We start from the raw sequence: 22,806 nt of genomic DNA, 5'->3' as shown, positions 1-22,806 counted from the left end.
AAGCCACTGCTTAGATTCAGCAGCGACATTGAGCGCACTTGAGATATCAAGCGCATCAGGAAGTAGACAATCCTTTTTCATTGTTATTCTTATTTCCTAGCCACAAAACACTACGCACAAAGTTTTATATTGAGTTTAGGAAAGGTTCGTCATTTGGCAAATGTGACTTAACTTTTGATACAGCAAGTTGCCGTTAAAACTTTTGTCGCTGGGATAAAAACTATCGAAGATTTAGTGGGTTGCCGATGGAGGCTATTTGGGAAAAAATTCTTATTTTCTACTGTGTTTTATTGACTGGTTCTTTAGTACTAGTTCGAAAACGCGTTGAAGGTAGGGTGCTATAGAATGAGATTTTACAGTGTAAATCGACTCGATTGTGTGGCCGTTTACACTGTAAATTTATCGTCTATTTTACAGTGTAAATTCGACTAGCCAGAACATTGAGATAACCAAGTTTCTATATCAAGCCGAAGCTGAGCTTCGACCTGCTTTTTACCAGGAAAACCTAAAGCCAAGGCACACTCACTCCAGCTCTGTTTTTGCAATACCTTTCTTATCATCACATCGCTGAACGCCTCAAAACCGTGTGTGAATGCAAAACGATCGAGCATTGGCGCACAACTGTCATAACTCGCCCCACCTTTTGCATAACCCAACAGAAGCGCAGCCGTCCCAGTAGGGACAATGGAAGCATTAGTTTTTGGCGCCAAACTACGGACGACCTCAGTTTCAAGTTGGCGCAAACTGTCTGAGAGAGAATAGTGAAATTGCGTGGCGTAATGTTGTGCCACCTGTGCTAGCCACTCAGTATCGCCTTTGATCATAATGACTGAGTGCGTACCGCTGGCGCTGTCTCGTTGACTGCTCACTTTGATCGGTGCAAAACCAGCTTGGCGCCAAAACTTAACCAAATCAGAGGTTGCGCCAAAGCTGGTGGAGAGAAACTCACACTCAACGCTCTCTTCAAGCTGCGCGAGTACCGACAGCCCTACACCACGCCTTTGCAGATCGGGGTGAACCGCTATTCGCATGACACGCACACTTTTTTGCTGCGCCGCTCGCTCAATACCAAATTGATTCGCTAGGGTGCTCGGCACCAATTGACCTTTGGGGCGTCGTTTACCGAGCACAATGTCTTGCACCAGCTCTGCGGGCATGTTGCCCTCATCGACGGTCAACACGCAGGAAATGCATGTCCCTGACTCAAACTGAGCATAAACGTTGACGCTGGGCTCATCGAGGATAAGCATCAAATCATTGGGTGACGTCTGATAATGGGCGTTGACCAACAGCGCAAAGCACTGGCGCAGCAACTCAGGTTTTGCCAACAGCTGCGCTTTGTCGATGCAGGTGAGCGCTATCTCAGGCAACTGAGCGGGCGCAGGTTCTAACTCGGCGTCTAAGGCAAACGTCGAAAAATGCCATGCTTCCAACGGATCGCCCGCGTTCCAGCGAATCGGTTGTTGGAGATGAAGTTGTGCCATCCCCGGTCTTGCCACTTTAAGCCAATCTAAAAACTTGAGCGTAAAGCCGCGTCCACATCCCTCATAGCCGTGAATGGTGGTCGAAAACACGACGCGATGATAGCGCTCTGTGATCTGTTTGAGCATGGAAATAGGAATCGCAGACGCTTCATCGACCCACAAAGCATCACAATCCGGGCGCAGGCGAAGTAACTCATCTGGCGCAATAAACGCCAGTTGGCTCTCTTGGTATTCTATACATGATTTGCTGACCGTGGCGCCCTCAAGTCGTGAGGCGGCGTGTTCAAACACTGCGCGAGTGGCGGCCAAACTCGGCGCACAAACAAGAAGACGTTTTCGAGAAGCCTTCATCAACCTTGCCGCCGCAATGCCTAAGGCGCTGCTTTTTCCTCGACCTCGGTCTGCCGTTAGCACTAATGGGCGCTTTCTGTGGCCTTCCACCACGCGACAAATCGCTTCAATCGCGGAGTTTTGCTCGATAAACGGATCTTGAGTTTGTCCACTCGTCAGCGTGATGTTGGGGAGTGGTTTATCGGATGATAACCAATACAAGGATTGCATTGAACGCAGCAACCACGTTTTCGATGAAGAAGCATCGATGCACTCGTCAAGCGTGAATATCACTACCCCGCCCCCTTTGACCGCACCGAGTGCCGCACTGACGCTGTTGGCATCGAAATCGTCGTTCACCGCGACCACTAAGAGCTCTATCTCTTGGCCCAGTAGCTGAGTGCCTAGCTTAGCCGCTAGATGACGAACGAGACGGTCATCTTGATTAAAGACAGTGTGACCGAGACAAACCGCCGATTGAGCGCCGCTCGCTGAAAGCGCAGCGGGCAATAGCGTTTGTTGCCATTGACCATCGCCTTCAATCACCACACCATAACGATGACGCATCAATTGGGCTTGTTGAAAAAGATCGCGAAAAAAGGACTCTATCGAATTCATAACACGTGGGTAACGGTGGACGATGGAGTGAGTATATCACTCTCGCTGTGCGCTGCGACATTCGCTCATCGTTTCTGCCCGCCGCCGCGCGCCAGCAATAAAAAAACCGCTCGAACAAGGAGCGGTTTTAGATGACGTTGATGGAGAAGTTACTGGAGCTTGGCTTGCAAGAAATCCAGAATATCTTGCATCAAAGCATCATCGACTTTCTTTAAGTTCAGCGACAAACTGGAACCTTTACGGCTGTAGCTCGCGCGGCCTTTGACCAATTCGGTTTTCGCACTGCCACTGGATTTGCTTGGCGTCATCTCTTCAATCCAAGACTCAATCGTCTCAGAAACTTCTTTGGTAATGCGTGCAACCCCTTGGGCTTCACTGCGTTGCCACACAAATCCCTCTTCACACTGACACTTTTCAAGCAGCTTTGCACGGTTCGCATCACTGAGTGCATTGAACTGCTTGTGCAACTTCACAATGGTAGGTCGACCTAAATCCGCCACATTCGGGTACGCTTGCAGCAGCTCAAGTGGCAAATCAGCGGCTTTCAATGCTCCACTGACCAAGGCTTCACTGCACTGAAACATCTTCGCCAGCGCTTTCTGATCCTCAGCTTCACCGCTAGCGAGCTTTGCCTGCATCTCTTTGCCCTTCTCATACAGAGACAAAGGCTTGTGGGCGTTCGCCACATCGGATAAGAATTTTGCATGTTGGGTGTTGATGTCATCGGCAACATAGATCAAGAACTCTTTGTTGGACAAAATACACGACATGCGGCGACGGCTACCATCGAGGACTTCAATCTTGCCATCTTCACGCTTGCGACCGACTGCCGGGTACTGCTGGCCGCGCTCACGTAAAGTGACCAATACATCCGATAACGCATGCTCATTGAGGAAAGATTGCTCGCGGGCATTATCCGCAAAGACAACCGTCTGCGCTTCCACTTGATCGGCCGGAATACGCACCAACTCAAACTGTACTAACTCCTCACCCGCAACCGCTAACTCGATAAACTGCGCTTTATCTTTCGCTGCTTGCTGGGCTTCTTGTGGTGTCGTAACTTGGCGTTTGTTCGCCTTGCCGAACAGTCTTGCATTTAAGTCTGAAGTTTTAATTGCCATACTCTAGTTTACCCCTGATTCAGTGATGACCAGTGACTGTGCAACACGCGCTCAAGCTCCAGTGCACTCTTTTGTACCGCATCTTGCGCGGTCGCTAGGGTTTTCTTACCGCCTTCGAAGTCGCCGGTCGTGAGGTCAAACACCGTGCTGTAGGTGTCCGCACAGGTTTCAAACGCGCGGCTTCGCGGAATGGTGGCCATCATCACCTGATCGCCAAGCAAGTAGTTCATCTCAGTCAACACAGAAACTTGCTTCTTGTTGTCATCTTCAAACATGGTGGGCATCAGACGCACGAACTCAAGCCCTTTCCAATCTTCTGGGAACATTTCATACACCGTCGGCAGATGCTGGAAGAAGTTGACGGTCGACGCCCAATCCAAGCGCTTCGCCGCGCAAGGGATCAGCAGCGCATTTGACGCGTACATCGCATTCCATACTAGAGGATCCACGTGCGGACCAGTATCAATCATGATGACATCAAAATCGTCAGCAATCTTATCGATCAGCTTTTCTTTAAGTAGTTTTACGATATCCAACGACTGATTCTGCGACAAGCTTTGCCACGCTTCTGCGTTAAACATCGCATCTTCTGGGAAGGCAGACACAGTTTTTAAATTCGGGTACTGCGTTGGCAGCATGACGTTTTTGCGCAAAAATGCCTTATCGACCTCAGTACCTTCAGGTACGTTATCGAGCATGATATCCACTGCAGAATAGATATTCTGGTGTTCACTAATGCTAATTTGTGGATTTAAAAATAGACGCAACGACCCTTGTGGATCTAAGTCAATCAAACAAATGCGGTAACGTTTATCCAGATTGAGCGCTAAGCACGCCGCTAAGTGCACAGCGGTCATCGACTTACCGGTTCCGCCCTTTTGGTTCTGAACGTTAATGATCCACGGCTTATTCTCTGTGTTCTTTTTACGTTCATGAAACTTGGGGATGCCCGCCGCATCCATCAACATGTGCGCTTCTTGCAATGAAATGGAGTAGTGATTGGCGTTGTTTTTCGTAAATTGGTGACCGTCCGCTTCGAGCTTACTGATCGCATCGTCTAGTTTGCGACGCGTTAGCCCTGAGCGGGTTTCCATCAGTGCTTTCGACATCGGAGGAAAATGTTCGTCACGACGTTCTTCTAATACGATCTCTATGCGGTCCGCTTGAACTTGAGCCGTCTGCTCCGCCAATTGGTAGAGACTCTCTATGGTTTGTTCTCTTTTCATTGCCAAAATCCGTTGTAAGTGACTAAAATAAATTGTACAGCATTTAATAAAACAAACAATAAAAAGGTGAACATTCACTTATGGATTAAAATCACATTAAATAAAAGAAATCGGAACAATTTGATGACTTCTTGCAATCTGATGTTATTTTCGTCAATAAGGTGAGCGAAATCGCCTAAAAATCTTAGCCACTTTGCTTCGCGTTCTAACCCCTCGTAAAAGTGTTACCTTGTCACATATTTACATTGTAAACTACAGAAGCAAACCGAAAGATGAAAGTAGGGCAGAAGTGTGGTCTTTTTATCCAAATAGAGCGTTCAAACCATTAATGCACCACAGCGTTCGCATTGTTCACTTCTGACATGCTCTCCACCCAAAATCCTATCGCCTGTATCGGAACGATTAAGTTTTCCTCCTATTTTACGGAGCGTGTCATTTCAACCTTTACCGATCTAACCAAAACCTCAGTCGTTTTGCGGTACGAAGCCGTTTACGTGAGCAGAATGAGTGATAATAGCTCTCGCAACGCCATCATCATGCAACCGGATCCAGCGGTGGAGTATTCGAAACGATGATCAAGGGACATCACTTGATCATGCTTTCGTTCCAAATCGATGAAATTGGAACGATGATCAAGGCAACAAACCCTAAATCTCATCAATTGAACCTCGCGATCTTTCATCGAGAAAGATCGGATCAATGATCAAGTGAATTGATGCTTCGGAAGCATGTAAAATAGAGCTTTATTTACGGACAAATGCAGATGGAATAAGAACTCATGCCAAAATAGCGGTGTTTAGCCAACAAATCAGATTGACAGGCACGGAATATGGGAAGAAACACAATTCACTTGATCATGCTTTCGAGCTACATCGTCGTAGAAGCCGTTGAGAGCAAAGTTGGCCGAGATTGTCGTTCAAATGCGATGATGGACAATAAACGGTGGAAATCTGAGCGAAATAAGCGACACTGCTCAGAAACATCCTCAGAAATGGCGTTGCCTTGATCATGTTTTCGGCACCACAGAGCACTCAGCACAACCAATAGACCACCGCTTATTGACACTTAACGATGCGCTCTGTGGATAACGTGTGAGAGAGTGATGATCATGCTTCTGCTAGCCCAATGATCATTGATTCAGAAGCCACATGATCATGGTTCTTGGATATTTTGATCATGCTTTCAATAACTTAATGATCATGCTTTCGTCTTTTACATGATCATGCTTTCCAAGTCAGAAAAAATAACGTGCCAATAAACAATGACTTAGAAGGCAACTGACGGCCAGATCATAAGATCATTGAACCAATATAGATCAAATAAATCAAAAAGATCAGTTATTTAAAAACCTCTAATTTTTTCTTTATTTATGATCTTTTTTTCTTTATTCTTCAGGAACTATAGCGATATTACGGCTAGTGTGATACGGATCTAATCATGAGTTCTGACGAAAAAATACTGATCAAAGCCCCAAGAAGCCACAAGGATGGCCATTTATTTGAGGTGTCTGAAACGGCTGTCCACTGGATAGAACAATACCAACACTTCAAAGGGGTGACGAAAAGTATTGTCGAACTGCTCAATCTCATCTCACTGCGAGGATTCAGCAGCAAAGATGGTTTGGTTTCAACCACTGAGTTGATCGATGCAACGGATGGGCAAGTCACACGAGCAGCCATTCAGCAGCGATTACGCGCCGCAGTCAACATCGGCCTTTTTTTGCAGGTACCAGTGCGTTTTGAAGAAGGACTAGCGGGCAAAACCATGCTCCATCGCTTTGTTAACCCAAACCAGTTGATTTCCGTGTTGGGCGCCACCAGCTTGGTCACGGAATCGGTGAAGCAAAGTGAGAAACAAAAACGCTCTAAGGCACTGGCTCAAACTCAAGTGAACAAACGCTTGCTCAATGAGCATGGCTTGAATATTCCCCCAGCAATGAAAGATGAGGCGGATCAGTTTGTGGTGTCGCCCACCAACTGGGCGGGCATTATCGATCAAGCCTTAGCGCCACCAAGAACGCGCAAACAGTACCAAAAAAGCATGGTGTCGATCTCAGGCACGCGTGCGGTGATCGAAACACGATCATCAAAAAACATCATGACGGTGGATGATCTGATGACGCTCTTCGCGCTGTTCACCTTAACCGTTCAATACCATGAGCACCACCAGCAACAATATCAACTCGATGCAACGCACGTGCCTAACAAAACGCCACTCTACATCACCGACATTTTGTCGCTGCGTGGCAAAAAAGACAGCGGCCCTGCACGAGACTCCATTCGTGACAGCATCGATAGAATCGAGTTTACCGACTTTCAGTTACACGAACTCACCGGCCGTTGGCTGAGCGAGAACATGCCAGAAGGCTTTAAGAGCGATCGTTTTCGTTTCTTGGCCCGAACCATTACCGCATCGGAAGAGGCACCTACAGAGGGCGCTGACGGCGAAATTCGCATTAAACCGAACCTCTACATCTTGGTCTGGGAGCCGTCGTTCTACGAAGAACTGCTCACGCGTGACTATTTCTTCTTGTTCCCACCTGAAATTCTGAAGCAGCATACCTTGGTCTTCCAGCTATACAGCTATTTCCGTAGCCGTATGGTTCGTCGACACACAGATCAAATGCTCTTAAGCGAGCTAAATCAAAAGCTTGCGCGCAACATTGAGTGGCGCCGTTTTTCAATGGATTTGATCCGAGAGCTGAAAAAACTCTCGGAAGGGAAGGGCAGTGACGATCTGTTTGTGGTCAATTTGTGGGGTTATCACTTAACGATCCGCACGATCGCGGAAGGCGACAAGATCAAAGATTACGAATTCGACATCAAATGCGATGCTGAAGAAGTGCTGCGTTATTCGCGTGCACGTACCACCAACGCGGGTAAGCGCAACATGGCGCCGACGCTGCCCAACCCGCTACGTAATGAGATGGTCACACGCCAACAGCTTGATGAGATGTCGCAGATCATTGATGGCGAATTCGAGCCTATCCAACGTAAAGAGCGCGCGGCAAAAGGCAAATTGGGCCGTCGGGTAAAACAGCGTAAGCACTTAGTTGAGATCAACGCCGATGAGATCACCATTACTCTCTCCAAATATACCTCTCCAGAGGCTCTAGAACGCTCTATAACGGCGTTAGCGGCGATGACAGGGCACTCCCATAACTCCATCCAAGAAGAGTGTCTGGAGCTCATTGACAAGCTTGATTACCTGCGGGTCGGTGAAGAGGTCATCCCATACGAGACTTTGAGTAAAATGGTCGAGTTGTACAACAGCCAAAGTGAAAACAAGCACTTGTCGATCGAACGCTTGATTGCGGGCCTCGCCGTGCGCCGAAAAGTGTGCAAACAAGTCCATGAAGGGCATCTGGATGAGACCGTATTCCGCGCATTAGATGAAGTGGCGGTGTAGTTTGCGGCCTTGTCTGACAATTGGACACTATCACTACATTACCCTGACACTTTACTGACATAAAGCGCGCCGAGCTTGGCTATTATTTATCCCGAATAGACAACCTTTTGTCCTTTCTGATGAATGAGAGATAGGATTATCTCTGATAGATTGGCTCATATTGTTACATTCATTCTGAATATTTGGCGAGTTCGATGAACTCGCTATTTTTTTGCCTGTTGATCCCCTATTTCTCCTTTTACGCTGCTTCTCTTAAGCGCTCGTGCGACCTTCATCACCTTGATCATGCTTTCGGATCACAGTGCAAGATCACCGACATCCCTTGATCATTCTTCCTAAGATTGACATCTCGGTACTGACACCGCTTCGCTTGAATCTTTTTGTTTGGATAAACCTTGGTCTCAGGATGGAGTCAGCCCGTTGTTACGCTTCGGGAGTGCGGAGAGTTGGATGTTGCAGAGGGAGAGAGTAGGGCACACCTTAGAAAAAATGAGAGCTGGATCGCCTGACTTTTCTTAAGGGTAATCATTTAAATGTATCGCTAGTTTTTCTGCCCTGCAAAGGCTATTTATAAAATAATCGGTAAGAGTGTTCGAACTATTAGCGCAATCACATTCTGACGCTAAAATTCTTAACAAGGGATAGGCGTATTTGCTACAGATTAGGCGTCCCTAGCATGGTTTGTTCGGAGGTTACTATGTCCATCAATTCTATTGACCATGATGAAATGACTCATATTGCCGGTAAGTGGGACTTCACGGAAGAAGTAGAAACAAAAGAGCCAACCAAGGCAGTCAAATCTGCCGAGGCACGTAGACGTATTGAAGCATTGAGAGAGATACGTGAAAGCGGCTTATCGATTGAAGAAGCGAAAGAACTTGGCTTACTTCATTAAGCAATCCCCTAATTAGTTAAGGGCGGCCATAGTGCCGCCCTTAGTTTTTGCCAAAAGAGCGCTGTTTTTTGATCTCGGCGGGTGAGCGAGGTGATTGAGACTCTACTTTGCTCGCTGGTGTGTGGTATATTCCCAATCCATATTTTTACAGAAACTGAGCGTGATTGATGTCGATTAACCTGTCGAACCTTCCTGCCGAAGAAAAAAACAAGGTTGAGCTTGATAAACAAGCATCATTTTTGGTTTGGAAGCTCCGTGAGGCCAAAACTGGCCCTGATGAAGTGAATCAGCAAGCGGCCAAAATCAAAGACGAGAACGAGAAAGCGTTCTTCTTAGACTCTGTAGCCAAATATAAGCGAGTAATGGGCGTGTTGTGACCCCATTTCTCAGCAAGGCGAGAAATTGAAAAGCCCTCGCATTTTGCTAAAATCCTTCGCGTTAAATTGAAATTAGAGAGAACATCCCGATGGGAAGAAGTTTTGAAGTGCGCAAAGCCTCAATGGCGAAAACTGCAGGCGCAAAAATTAAAGTTTATTCCAAATACGGTAAAGAAATTTACGTGTGTGCAAAAAACGGCGGTTCAGACCCAGACATGAACCTGTCGCTTAAGCATTTGATTGCAAAAGCGAAAAAGGACCAAGTTCCTGCGCACGTGATCGATAAAGCGCTAGATAAAGCCAGCGGCGGTGGCGGTGAAGATTACCAACCTGCACGCTACGAAGGTTTCGGTCCGGGTGGCACGAGCGTTATCGTTGACTGTTTGACTGATAACGGCAATCGTACTTTCCAAGATGTTCGCCAGTGCTTTGTGAAAACAGGCGCGAAAATCGGTGTGGAAGGCTCAGTATCACACATGTTCGACCATCAAGCGGTGTTCCAGTTTAAAGGTGATGACGACGAGGTCATCCTAGAGACCTTGATGATGGAAGATGTGGACGTCACTGACGTAGAACTGGAAGATGGCGTGATCACAGTGTTCGCACCTCATACCGAGTTCTTTAAAACCAAAACGGCATTGAGCGCAGCGTTCCCAGACTTAGTTTTGGATGTTGAGGAAATCACCTTCGTACCGCAGACGCACACGCCAGTCAGTGGTGAGGATGCGGAGAAATTCCAAAAGTTCCTTGATATGCTTGATGATTGTGACGATGTTCAGCAGGTATACCACAACGCTGAATTGTCGTAATCGACGAGTAAGACGAAAGAGTAACAAAAACCGAGCTTGGCTCGGTTTTTTTATGCCTGTGAGGTGGTCTTTGGGCTGGCCAACCAGGCTGATAAGCGGCGAATTTGTGGCAGTACCGTGAGGTTCAAGACCAAAGCGCATGGCCACGCCAAGGTAAAGCCTCTCATCCAAGCGGCGGGCCAGATGGCGTTAAAGCCCAAATTGTAGCCAGACAGCAGCCCAGACATGATAAACGCCATTGTGAAGGATGACAGTAGGGCTGAAATCCAAAATTGTTTACGACTCATTGTAGCTCCTCAATAAATGGTTGTTTTGGCTATTCTGCATGTGCGTGACTGCGTTACGAGTTACGCAATGAGAATAACTATTGATTCGACTTTTAGCTTATAACGATCCAAAATTGAGAAAAATAGTCAGGTTTAGAAATATGAATTCCATATTCGGAAATATAGACGATCTCTACCTCTTTTGTTGCGTGGTGGAGGAGGGCTCTCTCTTGGCTGCCTCTCGAAAGCTTAGCTTGCCTGTCTCGACGATGTCACGGCGTCTCTCTGCGTTGGAATCTCGCTTAAATACCCGTCTACTTGAGAAACAGGGTAGGGAGTTAGTGGCGACGCAAAGTGGTAAACAAGCGTTTACCCAATTACGCAGTGGCATGGAAGAGATCGAGACTGGGTTTCATCAACTGATTTCTAATAGCCAAGAGGTATCCGGTAACGTCAAGATAGCGATGCCACACAATTTTTATCAAGGCTTTGTTGGTCAAGTGGTCGAAAATTTTGTGTTTGAGTTCCCGAAAGTCTCGCTGGATTTAACGTTAAGTCAGCAACAGGCGATTCCACAAACCGATCGAGACCTATTGATGACGTTTGATGTTTCCGAGATGGATGACATGATTGCGCGGCCTTTGTTCACGGCTCAGCACGGTTTCTTTGCTAGCCCTGAGTATTTGCAAAAAGTCGGTGAGGTTTCCACCCTACAAGCTTTGACAGACCTAGATTGGGTAAGTTTGGATCACGCCACGGATTTGCCCATTTATCAAGACAACACCTTGGTCGAAGTGCTTCACATTAAACCTAAGTTGATCGTCAATGATATTCTCGCGGTGTGTCAAGCGGTAGAGAGAGGATTAGGTGTTGCGTCTTTGCCTTACCGCCACGTGATGAAAGAGATGAATATGCAGCGAGTGATGCCACAATACCAACGTGAGCCGCGCCAAGCGTATTTGGTCTATCGACAACGGCGCTATCAACCGCGCGCGTTGTCTTTGCTCATAGATCGCCTATTGGAAGGGGTGAAAACCATGCATCTACCCAATCGGTTTACAGTGTAAACCTCGACGATTATGCGACACGCTTTCTATCGTGCGCTAGTGCCGAGACCGCTTGAGGCAGCAGTGACATAATGATCATGCCCAGCATTAAGCTGTACTGAAAGGGAGTGAAGGATTCACCAAGCAGTATCATCCCTGAAACGATGCCCGCGACCGGATTGGCAATGCCGCCAAAAGTAAAATCGACCACAGTCATTCTTTGTAGCAGCCAGACATACATGGCGTAGCTAAACGCCGTATTCAGACCGACTACCCAGACTAACCCGAGTGCATTGCCCATTGAAAAATGCTCAATGACGGAGGCGTACTGCTCCGGAGACGAGACACTGTGGAGTAGAGCCGCTAAGGTGAGTACACCGCCCCCAATGAGTAATTGCCATGTCAGGACTTTCCACCAGTGGATGCGACTGCCCAAAGATTTGGTCAACGCGCTGCCTGTTACTATGCATAAAATCGCGCCCAGCATGGCGAGCAAGCCAACCGGATCTAGGACAATCGCACTGGGATCGAACAACCACCACGCAAGCATGATCAAGGATGCGCCGCAAATCGATTGCAGCAAGGTCGGTCTGATTTTATGAACGATCGCCGCGTAGCCCAGCGCAAACACAGGAACAGAGACCATGCCAACACCGGCAATTGCAGACGGCAATCGCAGTGCCATGACAAAAATCAAGCTGAAAAACAGCCCGATGTTGACCGTTCCGAGTATAGCCAGTACTCGCCATTCGCCTCTTTTGGGCCAGCTCGGCTTTATTGCAAGCAATAGCAGACCAGCCGGCAGCGCACGCAATGCGCCAAGCAGCAAAGGCGGCCAGTCTGTAAGCGCGAACTGTGTCACGGCGTAGGTGGTACCCCAAAAAAAAGCAGGGATCATGGCAAGCAATATATTCATTCAATTTATCTTTACGTTAAGATATTGGCCCGAACCATACGCCTATTCACCGTGCTTGTAAAGTATCTTTATGTTAAGGTAAATCCGCATGTCAGAATAATGGAGAGACACCCCGGTGGATGTCATTGACACCTTGACCCAGCAGTGGTCGACAGAAAAACCGCATCTCGACACAGGGCCGATGGCCATGATGGGGCGGCTATTGCGCATTGCGAAGCAGATCGAAGCGGCGCTGGCTCAATTGCACAAGCAGTATGACTTGAAATTGGGAGAATTCGACGTCTTGGCCACCCTGCGCCGCAGTGGCGCGCCGTATCGTTTGACTCCTTCTGAGCTTATCAACGCGATGCTGCTGACCTCTGGGGCGATGACCAACCGTCTTGATAAACTCACAAGTAAAGGCTTGATCGTACGTATTCACAGTGAGCAAGATAGACGCAGCGTTGCGGTTGAATTGACGGAGCGTGGGCGCACTGTGATTGATGCCTTGCTCGACGAGCACGTGGCCCTTCAGCATCGCCTTGTCGAAGGGCTGAACGTTTCGCAGCGTGAAGCGCTGACCGCTCTGCTTAAAGAGTGGCAGCAGCAACTGGAATCTTAGATGACGGACAACCGAAGAGTATGCCGATGCAATTAACCCCTGCCATCGCGCTTCATATTGTTGAGCGCGCCTCGTCCATCTTGCCTTATCCCGTCAATGTGATGGATGAATGTGGCATCGTCATTGGTTCGAGTGACGAGAGTCGTCTTCATCGCTCTCATAAAGGCGCCTTATTGGTACTGCAAGAGCAACGTGCGGTCGAAGTGGATAGTTCGATGGCTAAGGCGTTAGTGGGGGTTAAACAAGGGATCAATTTACCGATTCGTTATCGTGGACAATTGATTGGCGTGGTCGGCTTATCCGGAGAACCCCAAGAGGTACGCTATTACGCTGAGTTAGTCAAAATGACGGCGGAAATGGTCATTGAGCAAGCTGCTTTGGTGGCGGAACTGCAATGGGATAATCGCCATAGAGAAAAACTCCTGCAGCAATTACTAGGAGCGCCAAATGTTCAAGAAGGGCAATTGGCGACGATTGCCGAGCGGCTTACCATTGATTTGCGTCAGCCACGTCTTGCATTGATCCTCAAAGTGAGCTCAACGGTGCCAACGCCTTTGTCGCTAGAGGCGATTCAAGCGCTCATTGCGGATTTAGAGCATACTCAGCGTGACGCATTAATTGGCCTGATGCCTGATGCACCGGATGAGATTGTCTTGTTGGTGCCTGCGCAAGTTAAGGCTCAGCTCTGGGATAAATCTCGTGAGGAACATGCATGTTTGAGGCGATGGCAGACCATTGAGCAGTGCATCGAGCGCCATTGGGATAGCGGCTACTCCGCTCGGTTGACCGTTGGGCACTACTATCCAGGGCTAGATGGTCTTAAGCGCTCGTATCTCAGCGCTCAATCACTGCTGTTTATCGCCACTTCTGAGTCTCTGTCCATCCAGTTTTATCATCAACACACCTTGGCGGCATTGGTGGCGAGTTTACGACAATCGTCCTGGCATCAGCATCAGCTTGTAGAGCCGATTGAGCGTCTAATAGCCAAAGATCGTAAGGGCGTGCTGCTACATACGCTACGCACCTATTTTGAGCACAATGAGGATGCGATGAGCACGTGCCAAATGTTGGATATTCATAAAAATACGCTGCGCTACCGTCTAGAGAAAGTGGAAGTACTCACTGATAAACGACTTTCTTGCCTCGAAGATAAAGTGGCGCTTTACCTTGCGCTGCAAGCAAAAATTGTTTATTGACACAACAAAATAGCATTATTTTTCACCAATATTGTCAATAAATCCAATTTAATGACGTTCAAGCCATTCTATACTGGTGATACTCATTTGTGCTTGGCGAAATAGGAAAACCGATGAAAGTAGTGATTGCACCAGATTCATTTAAAGAAAGCTTAACCGCGATGGAGGTCGCTGATGCGATTGAGCGAGGCTGCCGCACCGTTTGGCCGGATGCGAATTACATCAAGTTGCCGATGGCCGATGGTGGGGAGGGCACAGTGCAGTCGCTGGTTGATGCCACGGGAGGCAGCATTGTACCCGTCGTGGTAACCGGCCCGATGGGCGAACCTGTTGAGGCGTTTTATGGATTGCTGGGTGATGGCCGCACTGCGGTGATAGAGATGGCCGCGGCATCGGGCATTCATCTCGTTGCCGCAGAGGATCGCAATCCGCTTACCACCACCAGCTATGGAACGGGAGAGCTGATTCTCGCCGCCATCGCACAGGGCGTCACGTCCATCATCATTGGTATTGGTGGGAGTGCGACCAACGATGGCGGAGTCGGCATGTTGCAGGCGCTTGGCGCGCGTTGTCTGGACAGACAAGGCAATGAGATCGCATTCGGTGGCGGTGCGTTGCGTGAGCTAGATTGCCTTGATCTCAGTGGACTCCATCCTGCCTTGACTCAGGTGGAGCTCAATGTCGCGTGCGATGTGGACAACCCACTGTGTGGGAAGCTCGGCGCTTCTGCTGTGTTCGGTCCGCAAAAAGGGGCGACACCGGCGATGGTGAAGCAGCTAGATGACAACTTAGCGCATTATGCTGACATCATTGAGCACACCACTGGGGCTATGGTCAAACATCAGGCCGGAGCGGGCGCCGCTGGTGGTCTAGGGGCGGCGTTACTGGGCGTGCTTCATGCGAAGCTGACACCCGGCATTGATATTGTGATGCAAGCGCTGGCGCTTGATTCTCACCTCCAAGATGCGGATTTGGTGATCACAGGCGAAGGACGCATCGATAGCCAAAGCATTCATGGTAAAACCCCCATCGGTGTAGCTAAAGCCGCCAAACGCTACGATATTCCTGTGATCGGTATTGCCGGTAGCCTTGCTAAAGATTGCGCGATTGTCTATCAACATGGGCTTGATGCCGTTTTTAGCGTCGTACTCGGCGCGACCGATCTTCCTACTGCACTAAAAGAAGCTGCCTTCAATGTGGAGCTGACGGCGAGAAACGTTGCGGCGGCGCTGGCAGTGCATCTGGATTAAGCGATCGCGGCCCTCAATGGGGCCGCTAAATGGTGGTTATTCGAGAAACGCGTCAAGGGCTTCTGTCGGTTGACGCGTGTTTGGATCCCACGCTCCCAAGGTATAGCCCTGCCAGCTATAGGCTTGCGGCTCCCAGTAAAAGATCCCAAGTCCTTTTCCTTGATCAACGTTACGTACTTTTTCAATCATATCGGCGACGATCGTTTTCGCCTGCGGTTCATCCCACGGCATACCGATTTCCGTAATCATGACTTCACTGCCGTAACGACCCACCAAATCATTTAAATTGGCTAAGCATTGGTTGTTGGCCTGTTGCCACGACATGCCTACCGCATGCATTGGATACGAAGACGCGCCGATCACATCCCACCATGCACTGTTGGACTGTAAACCATCGAGGATCCAACGAAAGTTGGCATTGTCATGGCAGTTGGCTAAGTGGACGATCACCTTGGCATCCGGGAAGACTTCTTTCGCCGCGTTACGGCCACTGTTGAACAGCCAAGCGTAATTGCGCATATTGCTTGACGCCATGCCCTCATTCCACAGCATGCCGTTGTTGGTTTCGTTGCCCACCTGTATCCATTTAGGGGTGATCCCTGCCGCTTTCAGTGCGTTGAGTGAATCTCGAGTGTAAGACCAGACTTGGCCCATCAGATCCTCAAAACTGAGAGATGCCCATTCTTCGGGTTTCCATTGATTGCCAGGGTCAGCCCAAGTGTCGCTGTAATGAAAGTCGATCATGACATCCATATTGGCTGCTTTGGCCCATTGCGCTTTGACGATGACATCATCAATAGAGCTGTAGTACCCATCGCTCGGGTTGACCCAGACACGGAGTCGAACGGCATTCATTCCGTGATCGCGCAGGATGGATAACACATCTTGCCGATAGCCCCAGTCATTATAAAACTCGTAGCCGTTATCTTCCATTTCGGTTATCCAGCTGATGTCCGCCCCTTTAACTAGGGCATGAGATGAGCTAGAGGCGACGATAGTGCCTAATATCGCCAAGGTTTTAATGAGAGTGTTCATAGATTCACCATTATGATTATATTCACGTTATTGTCAGATTGATTGACGAAAATAATATAGCAATGGGTGAGTCTTATTGATCAATTAATAAGCACAATGGATGGATTATGAGTGAGTTTATTTTATTAACTGTGATGATTTGAGAGATCTACAAAGTAAATTTACTAATAAAAATGTTAATGTGATCGCCAAGTCATGCGTTCTTTAACATTGAGAGGAATTTTAATATTAATCGTCAGTGTTCAATTTGGTAGAAAGTGGTGGCGATGCACTCCTATTAAATGCAACACCACCTTGTGATTAACTTACTTTAATAGACGGAACCTTAAAACTGTCTCGCCAGACAAATTCATGGCTAAAGAACACGGTTTTCTTATATTTTCTGCCTTCTGCTTGTTCGATGAACATGTCAATGGCGGCTTCACCCATCTCAAATGGGAATAAACGCATAGTGGTTAAACTTGGGCTCATGTGGCGAGCAGAGGAAATATCGTTAGTACCGATCACTTGAATATCGTCAGGAATGGTCAAACCGTGCTCATAAATGGCGCGGTAAACGCCCACTGCGACCATATCCGTTGCCGCGTAGACGACGTCAGGTAACGCATCAAGCTGCAGCATTTCCTTCATGGCTTGATAACCAGACTCAATACAATACTCTTTACTTACTTTACACAGCGCCTCTTGATAAAGGCCATGCGCTTTAGTGACCTCGCGAAAGGTGTGCAACCTTGCTTCGTTGTTGCCGATGAACGCGGGACGTTGGCACTGGCTTTCCAGCATGTGATGCATTACCTCGTTGGCTAAGCCCATTCGGTCAATCAGCACGGAATCGGTCTTGCTGCCGAGCGGATTGGAATCGACGAAAATAAGGTTCTTATTGTTCTGGTATAACGTAGCGGTTTCGTAGCGTGTAAAATGCCCGACGGCGATCACGGCCGCAGATTGCTGAATCAATTCTAAATTTGAACCGACCTGATGCAGGTGGAGCGTGCGCAGCGTAATCCCTTTTTCTAAACAACGATTTTGTATGCCCGCTCTGATTGAGGTGAAGTACGGGTCATCAATCTCCTGCGTGGGGGTGAGAAAGTTCACCATCACCACTTCTTGTTCCGACTGAACGTCAGCGACTTCCACCACTTTGGCATGAGTAAACTGTTTTTTACTTCGTTTTGGTGACTTGTAGCCTAGCGCTTCGACGGCTTCTAAAATGGCTTGTTTTTTGTTGTCGCTCACTGACAAAGTCGGATCGTCATTGAGAAATCGGGATATGGTCGAGGTGGATATATTCGCTCTTTGTGCAATATCTTTTAGTGTAGCCAAGGGGGTCACCTATATTCATATCTGCCGTTGGCCCCAAAGCGCAAGCACGGCTTTGGGGCGGGCGTCTTTTTCTAATGAGTAGAGTCTACCGGAGTAAATTCAACCGTGTTTCCATCAGGTTCAAAAATGTGCAAATGAGATGGAGAAGTAAACAATGAGATCGCTTCACCAGGTTGAACCTGAGTATCCCCGTGATGCAGATATTTAAAGTCATCCACACCACCACATTGACCAAAGACATACGTCATTCCGCCAAGACGCTCGACCACTTCGCACTGAAAATCTAACTGGATAACATCGTCGGTGGTCGCGAGATGTTCTGGGCGAATCCCCAATGACAACGGCTGACCAACCGCAATTTCACGGGTTTGAATCGGAAGGGTTAACGCATCGCCGACGTCCAGTTTGACGGTGAGGCTTGCGCTGTCCCAAGCGAGAACGCTACATGGCAAAAAGTTCATTTTTGGCGAGCCAATAAAGCCGGCGACAAATTTGTTTTTCGGATGGTTGTACAAATCCATAGGGGAGCCCACTTGTTCCACTTTCCCATCGCGCAGCACCACGATTTTGTCTGCGAGCGTCATGGCTTCCACTTGGTCATGGGTAACATAAATCATGGTCGACTTAAGCTCTTGGTGCAGTTTGGCGATGTGCAAACGCATGTCTACTCGCAGTTCCGCATCAAGGTTGGATAAAGGTTCATCGAAGAGAAACACTTTGGGATCGCGAACAATAGCGCGCCCGATGGCGACACGTTGGCGCTGACCGCCGGAGAGTTGGGCGGGTTTGCGATCAAGGAGATGATCCAGTTGCAGCGCCTTGCCAACGAGCTGGACTTTCTTCTCACGCTCTTCTTTTGGCACCTTATTCACCTTGAGTGAATAGCCCATGTTTTCTGCCACGGTCATGTGAGGGTAGAGCGCATAGGACTGAAACACCATGGCGACACCACGCTCAGACGGTGGCGTATCATTGACGACGTTACCCGCAATAGAGATGGCACCGTCGCTGATCTCTTCAAGACCGGCGATCATACGCAGCAGCGTTGATTTGCCACACCCTGAAGGCCCGACGAACACCACGAACTCTCCTTCGTCTATAGAGAGATTGACGTCGTGAATGGTTTGCGTATCGTCGAAACGTTTTACGACATTGGATAGCTGAATCGAAGACATGTTGAATTCCTCATTAATGATATAAAAACGTAAATAAAATGATGTGATCGAGTTCTTTGTTATTTAGTAAATTTTATTTTTACTTGTTTGATTTATCACAATACGTGTTGCTTATAGTGATTTAAATCACATCAATGAATGACCTATATGGAAAACTTAACACAATGAAGCATATTTGCACCATAAATTTTATTTTTTACCAAACAAACAAGGCGTGAAATTTTATGGATAATAAAAAATTTAGTAAAAAAATAAGTGTGCTTGCTGCGGCTACGGCTCTATTTTGTTCGCCGTTGGCACTGGCTCAGCAATCACTACTGGTCTGGGAAGACATTCAAAAGTCTTTTGGTAACGAAGAAGCGGTAGCGGCATTTGAAAAGCAGCACAATGTGAAAGTTAACGTGTTGGAAATGCCTTACGGTGGTCAGGTGGAATCTTTGCGTATGGATGGCCCTGCGGGTACAGGTCCGGATGTGATTTTGATTCCTCACGATCAGATTGGCGGCGCAGTGATTCAAGGTCTGTTGTCTCCGATTGAGGCAGACAAAGCGGTCATTGATACCTTCAGCCAATCATCGATTGATGCATTGACTTACAACGGTGTGCTTTACGGCCTTCCTAAGTCAGTCGAGACGGTGTTCATGGTGTACAACAAAGACCTCATTCCAGAGTTACCTGACACCCTGGAAGAGATTTTTGAGCTGTCAAAGAAAATGCGCACAGAAGACAAATATGGCCTACTCGCGAAATGGGATGAGCTGTATTACACCTACGGCATTTTAAATGGCATGGGCGGGGATGTATTCGCGAAAAAAGAGGACGGTTCCTACGATCCTAATAAAGTCCTTCTTAATACTCCGGGAGCCGTGGAAGGTGCCAAATATATTCAAAAATTCTATGAATCAAAAGTCTTTCCAACCGGCATTATTGGAAATAACGGTTTGAATGCCATTGATTCATTATTTACCGCTAACAAAGCGGCTATCGTTCAAACCGGCCCTTGGGCACTTCAACCTTATAAAGAAGCAGGCATCAATTATGGTGTTGCACCGCTACCTAAATTACCTTCAGGTGAGCAAATGGGCTCCTTTATGGGAGTGAAGAGCTACAGCATTTCAACCTTCTCGAAAAATAAACCATTGGCGCAAGAGTTCATTGAGTTCGTCAACAATTATGACAACGCCAAGCGCCGCTTTGAGCTTACCGGTGAAGTCCCTGCGGTCACTAAGCTAGTGGACGATCCTGTTATCAAAAACGATCCTGGTGCACGCGCGGTGGCGATGCAATCTATCCACGCAACGTCGATGCCTTCTATCCCTGAGATGAATGAGGTGTGGGATCCTGCTAACAGTGCGTTGCAACTGATTGCGACCAATAAGCAAGACGCGAAAGGCGCACTCGATGCCGCAGTAGAAAGCATCAATATGCAGATTGAGGCGAACCACGCCATGATGGGCCAATAACCGAGTAAAGAGTTCGGTTAATAGTTGGTGCCAGCTCGTCTGCTCCCGGTTGGGGTGGGAGCTGGTCACCAATAGGATGTTTTCCAAATTGGAGTTGTAAGAGATGTCTGACATGAGTGAACGTTTAGAGCAAGGCACGGGGCGTATGCGCTCTCATCGGTTGAATGCTGCTTTACTCGCACTAATTCCCGGCTTTGGCCAGTTTTATAATCGACAGTTTGTCAAAGGCGCGATTTTCTTTGTCCTGTTGACCAGTTTCTATGGAGTGAGCCGTGATTTTATTGCTCATGGGATGTGGGGGTTGTTCACGTTGGGAGAGAATCTGCCACAAGACAACTCGGTGTTTTTGCTCGCTGAGGGCATTATTGCTTCACTGGTGATTGTCTTCGGGCTGGCGGTGTATACACTCAGCATTAATGACGCGTACAAGAACGGTAAGTTACTGGATCAGGGGCGTCCGCTCAATTCACTTCGCGTGCAGTATCGTAACGTCATCAATGCGGGCTTTCCGTATTTGATGATAAGCCCAGGCTTTATCTTGCTCGTCTTTGTGGTGGTGTTCCCGATTATTTTTGGTTTCGCTATCGGCTTTACCAACTACAACCTATACAACTCACCTCCAGCGAAGCTAGTGGATTGGGTCGGGTTAAAAAACTTCTTTAATATTTTCCAAATTAATTTGTGGCGAAATACCTTTTTCGATGTATTGCAATGGACCATCGTCTGGACGCTGCTGGCCTCTACATTGCAATGTACCGTTGGTGTCTTGTTAGCGATTTTAGTTAATCAGAAAGACCTGAAATTTAAGCCTTTGATCCGCACTATTTTCATTCTTCCTTGGGCGGTACCGGGATTCGTTACCATCTTGATTTTTACCGGCATGTTCAATGACAGCTTTGGCGTGATCAACAACGTGATTCTCGATTTCTTTGGGATTGAGCCCAAAGCGTGGTTGACGGACCCTTTTTGGACCAAGGTGGCGCTTATTCTGATTCAAACTTGGCTCGGGTTCCCGTTTGTCTTTGCCATGACCACCGGTGTTCTGCAAGCGATCCCTAACGATTTGTATGAGGCAGCGACCATGGACGGTGCGAGCAAATTCCAGCAGCTGCGTACGATTACTTTGCCTTTGGTTCTTTACTCCATCGCACCGATTTTGATTACGCAATACACCTTTAACTTCAATAACTTCAACATTATCTACCTATTCAATAATGGCGGACCTGCGGTGATAGGCAGTAACGCTGGTGGTACCGATATCCTCGTCTCCTGGATATACAAGTTAACCATGTCGTCGTCTCAATATGGTATCGCATCGGCCATTACGCTATTGCTATCGATTTTCGTTGTGGGTATCGCCCTATGGCAGTTCCGCATGACCAAGTCATTCAAAGAAGAAGCGAGATAAGATCATGAGTATTAAACGCAGTAATCGCATTCGATTGACATTGAGCTACCTACTTATCTTGTTGGTATCGGTCATCATTATTTACCCATTAGTATGGACCGTTGGCGCATCGTTTTACCCAGGTAACAGCATTATGGGTGAGTCGATATTTCCCGACAATCCGACACTCAGCCACTATGCGACCTTGTTCGCCAACGACAAAGTGGCCTACTTAACGTGGTTTTGGAACAGTTTAAAAATCAGCTTTTTGACTATGGTTCTGACGTTAATCAGTGTCTCTTGTACGTCTTATGCGTTCTCCCGCTTTCGCTTTAAGGGCAGAAAAAATGGCTTGATGTTGTTCTTGCTGCTGCAGATGATTCCTCAGTTTTCGGCACTGATTGCGATCTTCGTTCTGGCGCAGATGCTCGGCCTGATTAACAGTCATTTGGCGCTGGTTCTTGTCTACGTGGGCGGCATGATTCCGATGAACACCTACTTGATGAAAGGGTACCTGGATGCCATTCCTAAAGATCTGGATGAATCCGCAAAAATGGATGGCGCAAGTAATATTCGTATTTTCCTAGAGATTATATTGCCGATATCCAAACCGATTATCGCTGTGGTGGCATTATTTTCATTCACCGGTCCTCTTGGCGACTTTATTCTTGCCACCACAATATTGCGCACACCAGAAAATTATACCTTGCCTATCGGTTTATATAATCTCGTGGTGGAGAAAATGGGCGCAAGTTATACCACATACGCAGCAGGTGCGGTTCTTATTTCGATACCTGTAGCACTTCTGTACCTATCACTACAAAAATACTTTGTATCTGGCTTAACGGCAGGTAGTACCAAAGGCTAACTATAGAGAGAA

The 22,806-nt window shown here is 47.7% G+C and carries 19 protein-coding genes; 11 read left to right on the top strand and 8 right to left on the bottom strand.

Features of this window, described 5'->3' with window-relative positions; translation table 11 throughout:
• Window positions 1-428: 428 nt before the first annotated feature.
• The 3 genes from AC6R10_RS05360 to AC6R10_RS05350 form a co-directional block, all read right to left on the bottom strand.
• Window positions 429-2,432, bottom strand: coding sequence for a tRNA(Met) cytidine acetyltransferase TmcA (locus AC6R10_RS05360; RefSeq protein WP_500671695.1), 2,004 nt, complete (start codon window positions 2,430-2,432; stop codon window positions 429-431).
• 149 nt (window positions 2,433-2,581) lie between these two features.
• Window positions 2,582-3,553: a ParB/RepB/Spo0J family partition protein gene (locus tag AC6R10_RS05355; RefSeq protein ID WP_500671694.1), complete on the bottom strand. Its 972-nt coding sequence runs from the start codon at window positions 3,551-3,553 to the stop codon at window positions 2,582-2,584.
• An 8-nt stretch (window positions 3,554-3,561) separates the two neighbouring features.
• Complete coding sequence (locus AC6R10_RS05350) at window positions 3,562-4,779, bottom strand: ParA family protein (protein WP_334553020.1); 1,218 nt, start codon at window positions 4,777-4,779, stop codon at window positions 3,562-3,564.
• A gap of 1,437 nt (window positions 4,780-6,216) precedes the next feature.
• On the opposite strand from AC6R10_RS05350, the gene AC6R10_RS05345 reads away from it, so the two are divergent.
• The 4 genes from AC6R10_RS05345 to AC6R10_RS05330 all read left to right on the top strand — a co-directional run bounded on the left by AC6R10_RS05345 (window position 6,217) and on the right by AC6R10_RS05330 (window position 10,268).
• On the top strand, window positions 6,217-8,187 hold the full coding sequence (locus tag AC6R10_RS05345) for a replication initiator protein RctB domain-containing protein (protein WP_487902458.1): 1,971 nt from the start codon (window positions 6,217-6,219) through the stop codon (window positions 8,185-8,187).
• A gap of 697 nt (window positions 8,188-8,884) precedes the next feature.
• Complete coding sequence (locus tag AC6R10_RS05340; RefSeq protein WP_334553016.1) at window positions 8,885-9,082, top strand: PA3496 family putative envelope integrity protein; 198 nt, start codon at window positions 8,885-8,887, stop codon at window positions 9,080-9,082.
• A gap of 167 nt (window positions 9,083-9,249) precedes the next feature.
• Entirely contained in the window at window positions 9,250-9,459 is a 210-nt protein-coding gene (locus tag AC6R10_RS05335) for a DUF3283 family protein (protein ID WP_500627348.1), read from the top strand.
• 89 nt (window positions 9,460-9,548) lie between these two features.
• The gene (locus tag AC6R10_RS05330; protein WP_334553012.1) at window positions 9,549-10,268 is read left to right on the top strand and encodes a YebC/PmpR family DNA-binding transcriptional regulator; all 720 of its coding nucleotides are present in this window, start codon (window positions 9,549-9,551) and stop codon (window positions 10,266-10,268) included.
• A gap of 50 nt (window positions 10,269-10,318) precedes the next feature.
• Here AC6R10_RS05330 and AC6R10_RS05325 read toward each other — a convergent pair whose 3' ends face one another.
• Window positions 10,319-10,555, bottom strand: coding sequence for a DUF2798 domain-containing protein (locus tag AC6R10_RS05325; RefSeq protein ID WP_500671693.1), 237 nt, complete (start codon window positions 10,553-10,555; stop codon window positions 10,319-10,321).
• A gap of 140 nt (window positions 10,556-10,695) precedes the next feature.
• On the opposite strand from AC6R10_RS05325, the gene AC6R10_RS05320 reads away from it, so the two are divergent.
• Window positions 10,696-11,601: a LysR family transcriptional regulator gene (locus AC6R10_RS05320; protein ID WP_500671692.1), complete on the top strand. Its 906-nt coding sequence runs from the start codon at window positions 10,696-10,698 to the stop codon at window positions 11,599-11,601.
• A 10-nt stretch (window positions 11,602-11,611) separates the two neighbouring features.
• Here the strand turns inward: AC6R10_RS05320 and AC6R10_RS05315 are convergent, their stop codons facing one another.
• Entirely contained in the window at window positions 11,612-12,496 is an 885-nt protein-coding gene (locus tag AC6R10_RS05315; protein WP_500671691.1) for a DMT family transporter, read from the bottom strand.
• A gap of 115 nt (window positions 12,497-12,611) precedes the next feature.
• Here AC6R10_RS05315 and AC6R10_RS05310 point away from each other — a divergent pair, with 115 nt between their 5' ends.
• From AC6R10_RS05310 to AC6R10_RS05300, 3 genes are all read left to right on the top strand, one after another.
• The gene (locus tag AC6R10_RS05310) at window positions 12,612-13,097 is read left to right on the top strand and encodes a MarR family winged helix-turn-helix transcriptional regulator (protein WP_500628744.1); all 486 of its coding nucleotides are present in this window, start codon (window positions 12,612-12,614) and stop codon (window positions 13,095-13,097) included.
• Window positions 13,098-13,123: 26 nt separating this feature from the next.
• The gene (locus AC6R10_RS05305) at window positions 13,124-14,293 is read left to right on the top strand and encodes a sugar diacid recognition domain-containing protein (protein ID WP_500671690.1); all 1,170 of its coding nucleotides are present in this window, start codon (window positions 13,124-13,126) and stop codon (window positions 14,291-14,293) included.
• 113 nt (window positions 14,294-14,406) lie between these two features.
• Window positions 14,407-15,543, top strand: coding sequence for a glycerate kinase (locus tag AC6R10_RS05300; RefSeq protein WP_500671689.1), 1,137 nt, complete (start codon window positions 14,407-14,409; stop codon window positions 15,541-15,543).
• 36 nt (window positions 15,544-15,579) lie between these two features.
• On the opposite strand, the gene AC6R10_RS05295 is transcribed toward AC6R10_RS05300, so the two are convergent.
• The 3 genes from AC6R10_RS05295 to AC6R10_RS05285 all read right to left on the bottom strand — a co-directional run bounded on the left by AC6R10_RS05295 (window position 15,580) and on the right by AC6R10_RS05285 (window position 19,076).
• Window positions 15,580-16,578, bottom strand: a complete 999-nt coding sequence (locus AC6R10_RS05295) for a glycoside hydrolase family 53 protein (RefSeq protein ID WP_500671688.1) — start codon at window positions 16,576-16,578, stop codon at window positions 15,580-15,582.
• 300 nt (window positions 16,579-16,878) lie between these two features.
• Window positions 16,879-17,910, bottom strand: a complete 1,032-nt coding sequence (locus tag AC6R10_RS05290; RefSeq protein ID WP_500671687.1) for a LacI family DNA-binding transcriptional regulator — start codon at window positions 17,908-17,910, stop codon at window positions 16,879-16,881.
• Window positions 17,911-17,972: 62 nt separating this feature from the next.
• Complete coding sequence (locus AC6R10_RS05285) at window positions 17,973-19,076, bottom strand: ABC transporter ATP-binding protein (RefSeq protein WP_500671686.1); 1,104 nt, start codon at window positions 19,074-19,076, stop codon at window positions 17,973-17,975.
• Window positions 19,077-19,300: 224 nt separating this feature from the next.
• Here AC6R10_RS05285 and AC6R10_RS05280 point away from each other — a divergent pair, with 224 nt between their 5' ends.
• The 3 genes from AC6R10_RS05280 to AC6R10_RS05270 all read left to right on the top strand — a co-directional run bounded on the left by AC6R10_RS05280 (window position 19,301) and on the right by AC6R10_RS05270 (window position 22,794).
• Entirely contained in the window at window positions 19,301-20,539 is a 1,239-nt protein-coding gene (locus AC6R10_RS05280) for an extracellular solute-binding protein (RefSeq protein ID WP_500671685.1), read from the top strand.
• 112 nt (window positions 20,540-20,651) lie between these two features.
• Window positions 20,652-21,947 carry a sugar ABC transporter permease gene (locus AC6R10_RS05275; protein WP_500671684.1) on the top strand — a complete coding sequence of 432 codons (1,296 nt, stop codon included), beginning with the start codon at window positions 20,652-20,654 and terminating at the stop codon, window positions 21,945-21,947.
• Between the two features lie 4 nt (window positions 21,948-21,951).
• The gene (locus AC6R10_RS05270; RefSeq protein ID WP_500671683.1) at window positions 21,952-22,794 is read left to right on the top strand and encodes a sugar ABC transporter permease; all 843 of its coding nucleotides are present in this window, start codon (window positions 21,952-21,954) and stop codon (window positions 22,792-22,794) included.
• Window positions 22,795-22,806 lie beyond the last annotated feature (12 nt).

The sequence above is a fragment of the Vibrio sp. R12-SG2-ISO1 genome, from assembly GCF_059834045.1.
This window is presented reverse-complemented; position numbering and strand designations above follow the sequence as displayed.

Coding starts and splice junctions, on each gene's coding strand:
- AC6R10_RS05360 (WP_500671695.1), bottom strand. CDS start 2,432: ATGAATTCGATAGAGTCCTTTTTTCGCGATCTTTTTCAACAAGCCCAA.
- AC6R10_RS05355 (WP_500671694.1), bottom strand. CDS start 3,553: ATGGCAATTAAAACTTCAGACTTAAATGCAAGACTGTTCGGCAAGGCG.
- AC6R10_RS05350 (WP_334553020.1), bottom strand. CDS start 4,779: ATGAAAAGAGAACAAACCATAGAGAGTCTCTACCAATTGGCGGAGCAG.
- AC6R10_RS05345 (WP_487902458.1), top strand. CDS start 6,217: ATGAGTTCTGACGAAAAAATACTGATCAAAGCCCCAAGAAGCCACAAG.
- AC6R10_RS05340 (WP_334553016.1), top strand. CDS start 8,885: ATGTCCATCAATTCTATTGACCATGATGAAATGACTCATATTGCCGGT.
- AC6R10_RS05335 (WP_500627348.1), top strand. CDS start 9,250: ATGTCGATTAACCTGTCGAACCTTCCTGCCGAAGAAAAAAACAAGGTT.
- AC6R10_RS05330 (WP_334553012.1), top strand. CDS start 9,549: ATGGGAAGAAGTTTTGAAGTGCGCAAAGCCTCAATGGCGAAAACTGCA.
- AC6R10_RS05325 (WP_500671693.1), bottom strand. CDS start 10,555: ATGAGTCGTAAACAATTTTGGATTTCAGCCCTACTGTCATCCTTCACA.
- AC6R10_RS05320 (WP_500671692.1), top strand. CDS start 10,696: ATGAATTCCATATTCGGAAATATAGACGATCTCTACCTCTTTTGTTGC.
- AC6R10_RS05315 (WP_500671691.1), bottom strand. CDS start 12,496: ATGAATATATTGCTTGCCATGATCCCTGCTTTTTTTTGGGGTACCACC.
- AC6R10_RS05305 (WP_500671690.1), top strand. CDS start 13,124: ATGCAATTAACCCCTGCCATCGCGCTTCATATTGTTGAGCGCGCCTCG.
- AC6R10_RS05300 (WP_500671689.1), top strand. CDS start 14,407: ATGAAAGTAGTGATTGCACCAGATTCATTTAAAGAAAGCTTAACCGCG.
- AC6R10_RS05295 (WP_500671688.1), bottom strand. CDS start 16,578: ATGAACACTCTCATTAAAACCTTGGCGATATTAGGCACTATCGTCGCC.
- AC6R10_RS05285 (WP_500671686.1), bottom strand. CDS start 19,076: ATGTCTTCGATTCAGCTATCCAATGTCGTAAAACGTTTCGACGATACG.
- AC6R10_RS05280 (WP_500671685.1), top strand. CDS start 19,301: ATGGATAATAAAAAATTTAGTAAAAAAATAAGTGTGCTTGCTGCGGCT.
- AC6R10_RS05275 (WP_500671684.1), top strand. CDS start 20,652: ATGAGTGAACGTTTAGAGCAAGGCACGGGGCGTATGCGCTCTCATCGG.
- AC6R10_RS05270 (WP_500671683.1), top strand. CDS start 21,952: ATGAGTATTAAACGCAGTAATCGCATTCGATTGACATTGAGCTACCTA.